Origin of the sequence: Burkholderia sp. ZZQ-2 (assembly GCF_050768715.1) — a bacterium.
GTDB classification, from domain to species: domain Bacteria; phylum Pseudomonadota; class Gammaproteobacteria; order Burkholderiales; family Burkholderiaceae; genus Burkholderia; species Burkholderia cepacia.
This window is the reverse complement of sequence record NZ_LDVA01000179.1, coordinates 1-9,878: the sequence shown is the minus strand read 5'-3', so window position 1 is coordinate 9,878 and position 9,878 is coordinate 1. Positions and strand designations below refer to the sequence as shown.

The following is a 9,878-nucleotide window of genomic DNA, read 5'->3' as shown; positions in this document are numbered from 1 at the left end:
GCCTGCACCGGCTGCTCGAACGCCAGCATTACCGGCTCGCGTGGTGGCGCACGGCCGCCGACGAGCTGAACTGGCGGCGCTTCTTCGACATCGCGACGCTCGCGGCCGTCCGCGTCGACGACGACGCGGTGTTCGACGCCGTTCACGCGCTGCCGTTGCGCCTGCACGCGGCCGGGCTCGTCGACGGCATCCGCGTCGATCACGTCGACGGCCTCGCCGATCCGCGCGCCTACTGCCGGCGGCTGCATGCACGACTGGCCGCGCAACGCAGCGCGCCGCCGTATGTCGTCGTCGAGAAGATCCTCGCGCCGGGCGAATCGCTGCGCGCCGACTGGGCCGTCGCCGGCACGACCGGCTACGACTTCATGAACGACGTCGGCGCGCTGCTGCACGACCCGGCCGGCGCCGAACCGCTCGCCGCGCACTGGGCGGCCGTATCGGGCTCGTCGCGCACGTTCGCGCAGGAAGCGCTCGACGGCAAGCGGCGCGTGCTGATGCGCCAGCTCGCGGTCGAACATGCGCGCGCCGCGCGGCTGCTGCACGGGATCGCGCGCGCGTCGCCCGCCACGCGGGACGTCAGCCTGATCGCGATTCGGCGCGTGCTGGGCGAACTCGCGGTGCGGCTGCCCGTGTACCGAATGTATCCGGCTCCGCGCGAGGAGCCGGCCGATGCCGACCGCCGCGTGCTCGCGCACGCGTACGAAAGCGCGCGCACGGCCATCGATCCGGCCGACCGGTTCGCGCTCGATCGCGTCGCCGCGTGGCTGGGCTTGCCGGCCGCACGCGTGCCGCGCGCGAACGCCGACGCGCTGGCCGCGGCGCGCGTCGCGTTCGCGCAGCTCACCGCGCCGCTCGCCGCGAAAGGCGTCGAGGATACGGCCCACTATCGCTACGGCCGGCTGCTGTCGCGCAACGAGGTCGGCGCCGACGCCGGCGACTTCAGCCTGTCGCGCGGCGCATTCCATGCACGCAACCGGCGCCGCGCGCGCACCGTGCCGCACGGGCTCGTCGCGACGGCCACGCACGACCACAAGCGCGGCGAGGACGCGCGTGCACGGCTCGCGGTGCTCAGCGAGATCCCGGACGCATGGCGCGCGGCATCGCTCGACTGGAGCGCGCTGAACCTGCCGCACCGGGGCCGCGCGCATCGCGATCTCGCGTGGGCGCCGGGGCCGGCCGCGGAGGCGATGCTGTACCAGACGCTCGTCGGCTGCTGGCCGCCGGCACTCGCGCCCGACGATGCGGCCGGGCTCGCCGGACTCGCCACGCGCGTCGCGCAGTGGCAGACGAAAGCATTGCGCGAAGCGAAGCGGCACAGCGACTGGCTGGCGCCCGAACCGGACTACGAGCATGCCTGCGAAACATTCGTCCGCGCGATCCTGACGCCGCGCGGCGCCGGCGATTTCGCGCACCGGCTGCATGCGTTCGTCGCGCGGATCGCACCGGCCGGCATCGTCAACAGCCTGACGCAGACAGCGCTGCGGATCGCGTCGCCCGGCGTGCCCGACCTCTATCAAGGGACCGAGTGCTGGGATCACTCGCTCGTCGATCCGGACAACCGGCGCGACGTGCCGTTCGACGCACTGGCGGCCGAACGGGTCGACGATCCGGTCGCGTCGTACCTGCCGGCCTGGCCCGACGCACGCGTGAAACGCGCGCTGATCGAGCGGATGCTCGCGCTGCGCGCGCGGTGGCCGGCGACGTTTGCGGACGGCGCGTATGTGCCGCTACGCGTGCGCGGCCCGCTTGGGCGACACGCGGTGGCGTTCGCGCGGTGCGACGCGGCCGCCACCGTGGTGATCGTCGCGACGCGGCTCGCGAGCCGGTTGCTGGGGGAAGCGCCCGGGATACCGCGCGTAGCGCCCGCGCAGTGGGGCGATACGGCGGTCGTGCTGCCGCGCGGAATCGCGGGGCCTTGGATCGACTGGCTGAATGGTCGGGACGCGATCGATGCGCCCGACGGGGTGCTGGCGCTACGCCGCTGCCTGGCCGGATTGCCTGTTGCGGTGCTCGTGGCGGCGCGTGCCGACAGTTGAAGGCGCCCGGCCCTGGAGACGCGTGTCGTACCTGGCGCGCCGGCGATCGTCAATCGAATCGGCCGAACGTCAGCGACCTTGCGCAAGTGCCCAAACGCGATTGACCCGTCACGACCACTCTTCCGGCGGCATTGCGCCGCCGTCGTCCTCCCATAGCGGGTTGCCCTTCCTGTCGCCGCCGTGCGCGGCCACGGGCCCGCTCGAGCTGCTCGTCCCGCTCGAACCACCTGAGCCGCGCCCGGCCGGCCGACGCGCGTCGCGCGACGCCGGCTTGGCCGCTCGCACGCGTGGGCGCGTCGGCGTCACCGTGTGCGGATCGCCGCTGCGGCGCGCGTCGGTCGCGCTCGTCTCGCTCGTCTTGTTCGCCTGTCGTGCATTCGAAGCCGCGTTCATCCTCGTCTCCCATGTCATGAAAAACGGACGAACGATCGCCGCAATTTCGGTGCCGCCGCCGGGCAAGCATCTTGCTGATCACGTTCATGACGAACCAACGTCCGGAGGAAGCCATGCCGACCGACCGCAACCCGCCGCCCGCCACGCGCCATCGGCTCGGCGAATGGATGGCGCGCGAAGAAGCCCACATGGCCGCGTTCCGCGAAGGGATCGCGGCGGAAGCCCGCGCGCATGCCGGCGACCGGTTGCGCACGCCGGCCGTGCAGGCGCTCGCGCGGCTGTTCGACGACCATGCCGTCCTGCGCATGGGCCTGACCCGCGCAATCGACGAGGCGCTCGACGCGGGCCTGCGGCTCGGCTACGCGTCGATCGGCGAGCTGATGACAGTGCTCGATCACCTGATGACCTATACGCCCCCTTTCAGCGAAGCGAGCCTGATCGTGTGCCCGATCAACGCGTTCCTCGACTGGCCGATGTGCATGCCGTCGGGCCATGCGGTGTTTCGCGACGCGACCGTCAACGCGCACCTGAAGCGCGTGCTGAACGTGTGGTGCGACTTCCTCGGCGGCCCGCATTCGCGCACGCATCTCGACACGTCGGCGCCCGACGGCTGGTTCTGCGACGCAGCGTGCAGGCGCCTCGGGCTGTCCCAGTTCGAATATCGCGACGACCAGCCGCACCTTGGCTTCGACTCGTGGAACGACTTCTTCACGCGACGCTTTCGCGACGGCGCGCGCCCGGTCGAGGCACCCGACGATCCGCACGTGATCGTCAGCGCATGCGAGGCCGCGCCGTACCACACCGAATCGAAGGTGAAGCTGCGCGACACGTTCTGGATCAAGGCGCAGCCGTATTCGTTGCGCGACCTCTTCACGCCCGCATGGCTGCCGCTCGCCGAGCGCTTCGTCGGCGGCGACATCTACCAGGCCTACCTGAGCGCGTACAACTACCATCGCTGGCATGCACCGGTGCGCGGTGTCGTCACGCACGCGTACCGTGTCGACGGGACCTACTACTCGGTCGCGGAGGCGGAAGGCACCGATCCGGCCGGGCTGAACGACTCGCAGGGTTACATGACGGCCGTCGCCACGCGCGCGGTGGTCGCGCTCTCCTGCGACGACCCCGGCATCGGCACCGTGGCGGCCGTGTTCGTCGGGATGGGCGACGTGTCGTCGTGCGTGATCGACGTCGTGCCGGGGCAGCGCGTCGACAAAGGCGACGAGATCGGTTACTTCCAGTTCGGCGGATCGACGTACTGCCTGCTGTTCGAAGCCGGCGTGATCGACCGCTTCCTGCCCGCGCCGCCGTTCGACAGCCGGACACCTGTCGTACCCGTCAACGCGGGCGTCGCGATCGCGCGGTGAACGCCGCGCGGCGCCGCGCATCACGCGTCGTTCAGGTCGCTCAGGTCGGACACGTCGTTCGCGACCCCGTCATGCCGCTGCACGCACTTCAGGACCGACAGACCGCCGGCCGTCAACACGGGCCGACGCTCGCCGGACGTGTCGTCGCGCTGCATCTCGATCAGGCGTTGCTCGACGAGGGCGACGACGTCGTCGCGGTCGATCTGGATCTGTTCCGGCGCGTGATGCACCAGGAACAGCACGGCAAATTCATGGGCGGTCAGCATGCTCGTTCCCCGTCTGCGGCTACGTGCGATGCGACGAACGGGTCGCATCGGCATGCGGCGCGAATCGTGCGCCGGCAACAGGCCATTCATGCAGGGAACATGCCAGTCGACGCCACGCGAACCGCACCGCGCGCCCGGCGCGCGGCGCGATGTGGCACCGGGCAACGCCCGCGACGCGCGGCAAAGTTTTCAATGGCGTGTAATGCGGGTGGCTGGATGGCCGGGTGGCTGGATGCGTCGCGAAATGACGCTTCGGGAAGCGCGACGGAGGTCAGGACTTCCCCGGACCAAACAGCCCGGCCCGCGCCCGACCGCCCGGCGCACGGAAATAACCGCTGTGCAGCACCACATCCGCCCCGCCGCCGTCAGCCAGCACCTCCGCGCACGCGGCCTCGATGCGCGCGCGGCCGCGTTCGAACGCATCGCGCAGGTCGGCCTCCAGCGCGGACTGCGCGCCGAAATGATCCTCCAGCGCCTCGACCGTGATCGCACAGGTCTGCGGCACGCCATCGACGTCGACGACGAAACTCAACTGCAGCGCCGCTCCGTCGAACACGGGCGGCGTGTCGGTCAGCGTCACGCGGCGGGCGGCATCGGCCGGCATCGGCTTACGCCCCCCGCGACGCGAGGCGCTCGACCAGCGCGCCGTTGAACGCGGGCAGATCGGCGGGCTTGCGGCTCGTGATCAGGTTGCCGTCGCGCACGACCTCCTCGTCGACCCACTTGCCGCCCGCATGACGGATATCGTCCTGCAGGCTCGGCCAGCTCGTCATCGTGCGGCCCTCCACGAGCCCGGCCGACACGAGCAGCCAGCCGCCGTGGCAGATCGCCGCGATCGGCTTGCCGGCGCCGACGGCCGCCGTCACGAATTCGCGCGCGGCCGGCAGCATCCGGATCGCGTCGCCGTTCACGACGCCGCCAGGCAGCACGACCGCGTCGTAATCGCCTTCGCGCGCGTCGTCGAACGTGCGGTCGACCTTCACGCGCTCGCCCTTGTCGACGTGCCGGAAACCCTGGATCTCGCCGCGCTTCTGCGAAATCACGTCGACCTGCGCGCCCTCGGCGGCGAGCGCGCGCTGCGGCTCGACGAGTTCGGCTTCCTCGAATCCGTCGACCGCGAGGATGGCCACCTTGCAATGCTCCAGCCTGCCGCTCATGAACGTCTCCTTCGGATGGGCGGCACACGTCGTGCCGCATCGGTCGTGCAGCAATCGGCGTGCCGGCCGCCAAGGCCGCCGCACGTGCTCGTGCAGGGTCGCACCCGTTCGCATCGCGGCACCAGCCGGGGAACGACCCGCGATCGCATCGAGGCCGGCCCATTCGACGTCGCCGCGTACCCGGCTGCAAAGATTTCAACAGGATGTAATCCGATGCGGCACGTCGGCCCGCAACGATTACTGCAGGTGCCGCGCCGCATCGAGCATCGCGTCGGTCAGTTCGATCGTCAGCGTCAGGTTTTCGTCGGTGTCGGGCAACTGATCGAGCGTCTGCTGCACGGCCTCGTGCAGCATCGCATGCACGCGCGTGCGTGCGCCGTCGTCGAGATCCGCGTAATGCTCCATCGTGTCGCAGTCGAGCGCGAGCACGACCGAATACCGCGCCACCTCAGGCGGCGCCTCGAGCGCATTCGCCCACGCCGCGTGGAACATGACCCTGCCCGTCGCGACGTCGACATGAACCGTCGTGTCGAGATCGTCCACGTCGATCGCCTCGCCGTCGATCTCGTCGTTCTCCAGCCAAATCCGGGAATTCGATTGCATGATGTCCTCCTGCGTGGTGGCCGCGCGCCCGTCCCGGGAAACCGCGCCGTCATCGCGCCGCGCGACCGGCTTCGGATCGGTTGCCGGCTTCATGGCGTTTGCTCCGTGGTGATGACGCGGTAACGGAAATGCCTGCTCGTGCCTTCCGGCAAGGCCGTTCCAGCAATGCCCATGCCGACGTCCGCACGCGCCCGCGGCGCGGCACGCGGATTGCGTCGCCTGTCTCCGAAGGACCCCACCCCTCGACCCCACACGGAGCCCCGTCACATGCCTTCCGCTTCTGCTTCCCACGCACACGGCAAGCGCCTCACGCGCCGTCCCGGCCGCGCCCGCAGCGCCGATCCGGCACACCGCAAGCGCTGGTCGGGCGAAGTCACGCAACGCAGCGATGCGCTCGACATCGAACCCGACATCTTCAAGTCCGACGATCCGGCGGCGATCGCCGCGTCGCTGAAGCGTTCGGCCGAACACAGCCGCCGCCGCAAGGCGTCGCCGTTCCAGTCGGCGATGTCGATGCTGAACTTCTACGTGAACCGCGCGGGCCGCAATCTGCCGAAAACGCGCCGCACGACGCTCGAACGCGCGAAACGCAAACTGCGCGAGGCATTCGGCCGCAAGCCCTGACGGGTTGCGCGTCCGCCTTCCCCGCCTGCCGCGAACCCGCGCATGCACGAGACGCTCTGGTACCTGATCATCGGCGCGGTGCTGCTCGGCATGGGCGTCGCGACGTCGGCGCTGCGCCACCTGCCGTGCAGCACCGCGATGATCTATCTCGTGCTCGGCGTCGCGCTCGGCCCGGCCGGCGCCGGCCTGCTGCAGCTCGACCTCGAACGCGACGCGCCGTTGCTGCGTGAAATCGTCGAAATCGCGCTGCTCGTGTCGCTGTTCGCGATCGGGCTGCGGCTGCGCGTGCCGCTGACCGACCGGCTGTGGCTCGTGCCGTGCCGCCTCGGCTTGCTCGCGATGATCGTTACCGTGCCGCTGCTCGCCGCGTGCGCGGTGCTCGCGCTCGGGCTCGGCTGGGGCCCGGCGCTGCTGCTCGCGGCGATCCTCGCGCCGACCGACCCCGTGCTCGCGCACGACGTACAGGTGCACGACCCGGGCGATCGCGACCTCGTGCGCTTCGCGCTGTCCGGCGAAGGCGGGTTGAACGACGGCATCGCCTTGCCGTTCGCGCTCGCGGGGCTCGCACTGTGCGGCACGCGCGACGCGACCTACGGGCTCGCGCCGCTGTCCGGCGCGTTCGCGCTCGTCGCGCTGTGGGGCATCGCGGGCGCGGCCGCGATCGGCGGCGCCCTCGGCTGGGCGACGACGAAACTGATCGGCTGGCTGCGCACGCGGCACGCGCAGGCGCTCGGCCTCGAAGGCTTCTTCGCGCTCGCGCTGATCGTGCTGTCGTTCGGCGCCGCGCAGCTCGCGCACACGTTCGGCTTCGTCGCGACGTTCGCGGCCGGTGTCGCGATGCGCCGCGTCGAGCACCGTGCGAGCGGCGACCGCAGGCCGCGTGAAGTGATCGGCCAGATCGATTCGGAAGACGTCGTCGCCACCGAGAAGCATCCGGAGAAGGCGCACGCGTTCATGGCCGAATCGGTGCTCGGCTTCACGATCGAACTCGAACGGATCGCGGAAGCCGTCGTGATGACGATGGTCGGCAGCGTGCTCGCGACGCTGCCGGGCCCGCTGCTCACGTGGGGGGCGGCCGCGCTGGCCGCCGTGCTGTTCGTCGTCGTACGGCCGCTCGCGGTGCTGGTCACGCTCGCCGGTTCGCGTGCGACGCAGGCGCAGCGTCGGCTGATGGCCTGGTTCGGCATTCGCGGGATCGGCTCGTTCTACTACCTGCTGTTCGCGATCGAGCACGCGCCGTCCGGCGCGGTGCGCCCGCTGGCGGCACCGGTGCTGGTCGTCGTATCGGCGTCGGTGATCGCGCACGGGATCTCCGCGACGCCGCTGATGAACTGGTATCACCGGCTGCAGCATCGGCGCTGACGGGTTCACGTTTGCGCCCCGAGCCGCGCACGCATCGACGCCGTGATGCGCTGGCGCGTGTGCGCATAGCCTTCCCACGGGTCGCGTTTCAGCGCATCGAGCCGTTCGCGCAGCGTGTCGATCGTCCATTGCGCGCCGCCCGTCGTAGCGGGCACCTCGTCCCATTCGAGCGGCACCGACACGCCCATGCCGGGCCGCGCACGCAGCGAGTACGCGGCGATCGTGCTCGCGCCGCGGCCGTTGCGCAGGTAGTCGACGAAGATCCTGCCGCGCCGGTGGCGCGACCCCATCGTCGCGGTGAAGCACTCGGGCAGCGTAGCGGCGACGTGCTGCGCGACCGCGCGGGAGAAGTCCTTCACGTCGTCCCAGCCCGCATGCCGCGTGAGCGGCACGACGACATGCAGCCCCTTGCCGCCGCTCGTCTTGCAGAACGACACGAGCCCCAGTTCGTCGAGCAGCCCGCGCACGATCTGCGCGGCGTCGATCATCGCGCGCCACGGCAGCGCGGGATCGGGATCGAGGTCGAACACGATCCGGTCGGGCCGCTCGATGTTCGACGCGTGCGCGTTCCACGTGTGCAGCTCGATCGTGCCCATCTGCGCGGCGCCGAGCAGCGCGTCGACGCTGTCGATCGACAGCAGCGGGCCGTGGCCGGGATCAAGCCCCGCGTGCTGCCTGACGAACGGGATTTCCCGGCGTTCCGCATGCTTCTGGAAGAACAGTTCGCCGGCGATGTCGCCCGGCGCGCGCACGAGCGACACGGGCCGGCCTTTCAGGTCGGGGAGCAGCCACGGCGCGACCCATAACCAGTAATGCGCGAGGTCGATCTTGCGCGTGCCGCTGCGCGGGTCGAGCACGCGATCGGGATGCGTGATGCGCACGCGGCCGACGTGATCGACGCCGGGTTCGCCGTGCGCGTGGCCGGCGGACGCATGCGATCGCGCGCGCGGCCGGCGGTTGTGCCCTGTATCGGTATGCGGTGCATGCGGGTGGTTGTCATGCGCTGCCTGGGGTTCGTCCATCGTCGTCTCCGATTCGGTATGGCGCGGCACCTCGCGGACGATCTGCCGCGCCGGCTTGTCTTCGCGCAGCGCGATGAACGACGCCTGCCGCACGATCCCGTCGCCCGTCCATTCCGCGAATTCGCATTCGGCGACGAGCGTCGGCTCGACCCAGTGCACGCGCGTGCGCGACCGTTCGCGCGGCGGCGGGTCGAACGGCGTCGTGTCGCGCTCATGCTTGCGCAGCATTGCCGCGAGCCGGTCGAGCAGGCGCGTGTCGAACCCGGTGCCGACGCGGCCGACATAGCGCAACGGCGGCGTGCCGCGTGACCGCTTGCCGCCCGCGTCCGGCGCATGGACGCCGAGCAGCAGCGCGCCGAAGCCGAGCCGGCTGCCCGCCGGCTCGGTGTAGCCGCCGATCACGAACTCCTGCCGCCGCCTGCATTTCAGCTTGATCCAGGCGGGCGAGCGGCCGCCGCGATAACGCGACTCCGCGCGCTTGCCGATCAACCCTTCGAGCCCCGTGTCGCACGCGTGCGCGATCAGCGGCACGACGTCGTCGCCGAGGTCGGGTGAGAAACGCAGCCGGGCCGGGTCGCTGCCGGCGAGCAGCGGTTCGAGCAGCGCGCGACGCGCGGCGAGCGGCACGTCGCGCAGGTCGTATCCGTCGAGAAACGGCAGGTCGAACACGAACAGCGTCACCGCGTCCGAGCGGCCCGCGCCGAGCGCGTTCTGCAGCGCCTGGAAATCGGGCAGGCCGTTCTCGCCGAGCACGACGGCCTCGCCGTCGAGCCATGCGTTGTCGACCTCGAGCGCGGCGAGCGCATCGCGCTGCGCACGCAGCTTCGCGGTCCAGTCGCGGCCTTCGCGCGTCATCAGCGTGACGTGCCGCCGCGCGCCGCGACCCGCGATCCGCGCGAGGATCCGGTAACCGTCGAATTTCACTTCGTAGCGCCAGTCGCCGTGCGCAGGCGGCGCATCGACCAGCGTCGCGAGTTGCGGCGCGATGCGCTCGGGCAACGCCGCGCGCACGGCGCCGTCCACGCGAGACAGGTCGGCCGACGGACTGCCC

10 protein-coding genes are annotated in these 9,878 nt (G+C 71.0%); 4 read left to right on the top strand and 6 right to left on the bottom strand.

Annotated elements, in window-relative coordinates:
- The coding region (treY, locus tag ABY44_RS11710) for a malto-oligosyltrehalose synthase (protein ID WP_431641208.1) at window positions 1-2,036 on the top strand (2,036 nt) is incomplete at its 5' end.
- A 108-nt stretch (window positions 2,037-2,144) separates the two neighbouring features.
- On the opposite strand, the gene ABY44_RS11705 is transcribed toward treY, so the two are convergent.
- On the bottom strand, window positions 2,145-2,429 hold the full coding sequence (locus tag ABY44_RS11705; RefSeq protein ID WP_060173616.1) for a hypothetical protein: 285 nt from the start codon (window positions 2,427-2,429) through the stop codon (window positions 2,145-2,147).
- A 113-nt stretch (window positions 2,430-2,542) separates the two neighbouring features.
- Between ABY44_RS11705 and ABY44_RS11700 the strand changes: the two genes are divergently transcribed.
- Window positions 2,543-3,793: a phosphatidylserine decarboxylase family protein gene (locus tag ABY44_RS11700; RefSeq protein ID WP_060173584.1), complete on the top strand. Its 1,251-nt coding sequence runs from the start codon at window positions 2,543-2,545 to the stop codon at window positions 3,791-3,793.
- A 20-nt stretch (window positions 3,794-3,813) separates the two neighbouring features.
- Here the strand turns inward: ABY44_RS11700 and ABY44_RS11695 are convergent, their stop codons facing one another.
- The 4 genes from ABY44_RS11695 to ABY44_RS11680 all read right to left on the bottom strand — a co-directional run bounded on the left by ABY44_RS11695 (window position 3,814) and on the right by ABY44_RS11680 (window position 5,819).
- On the bottom strand, window positions 3,814-4,059 hold the full coding sequence (locus ABY44_RS11695) for a hypothetical protein (protein ID WP_060173585.1): 246 nt from the start codon (window positions 4,057-4,059) through the stop codon (window positions 3,814-3,816).
- Window positions 4,060-4,330: 271 nt separating this feature from the next.
- Window positions 4,331-4,663, bottom strand: a complete 333-nt coding sequence (locus tag ABY44_RS11690; RefSeq protein WP_059485895.1) for a DUF1488 domain-containing protein — start codon at window positions 4,661-4,663, stop codon at window positions 4,331-4,333.
- A 4-nt stretch (window positions 4,664-4,667) separates the two neighbouring features.
- Entirely contained in the window at window positions 4,668-5,216 is a 549-nt protein-coding gene (locus ABY44_RS11685; protein ID WP_027792535.1) for a type 1 glutamine amidotransferase domain-containing protein, read from the bottom strand.
- A 237-nt stretch (window positions 5,217-5,453) separates the two neighbouring features.
- Entirely contained in the window at window positions 5,454-5,819 is a 366-nt protein-coding gene (locus ABY44_RS11680) for a hypothetical protein (protein WP_060173617.1), read from the bottom strand.
- A gap of 267 nt (window positions 5,820-6,086) precedes the next feature.
- Between ABY44_RS11680 and ABY44_RS11675 the strand changes: the two genes are divergently transcribed.
- Both ABY44_RS11675 and ABY44_RS11670 read left to right on the top strand, forming a co-directional pair.
- A complete protein-coding gene (locus ABY44_RS11675; protein WP_021161217.1) occupies window positions 6,087-6,443 on the top strand; it encodes a DUF3175 domain-containing protein in 357 nt (118 codons plus the stop codon).
- A gap of 42 nt (window positions 6,444-6,485) precedes the next feature.
- Window positions 6,486-7,805, top strand: a complete 1,320-nt coding sequence (locus ABY44_RS11670; protein ID WP_060173586.1) for a cation:proton antiporter — start codon at window positions 6,486-6,488, stop codon at window positions 7,803-7,805.
- A gap of 5 nt (window positions 7,806-7,810) precedes the next feature.
- Here the strand turns inward: ABY44_RS11670 and ligD are convergent.
- The coding region (gene ligD / locus ABY44_RS11665; RefSeq protein WP_431641207.1) for a DNA ligase D at window positions 7,811-9,878 on the bottom strand (2,068 nt) is incomplete at its 5' end.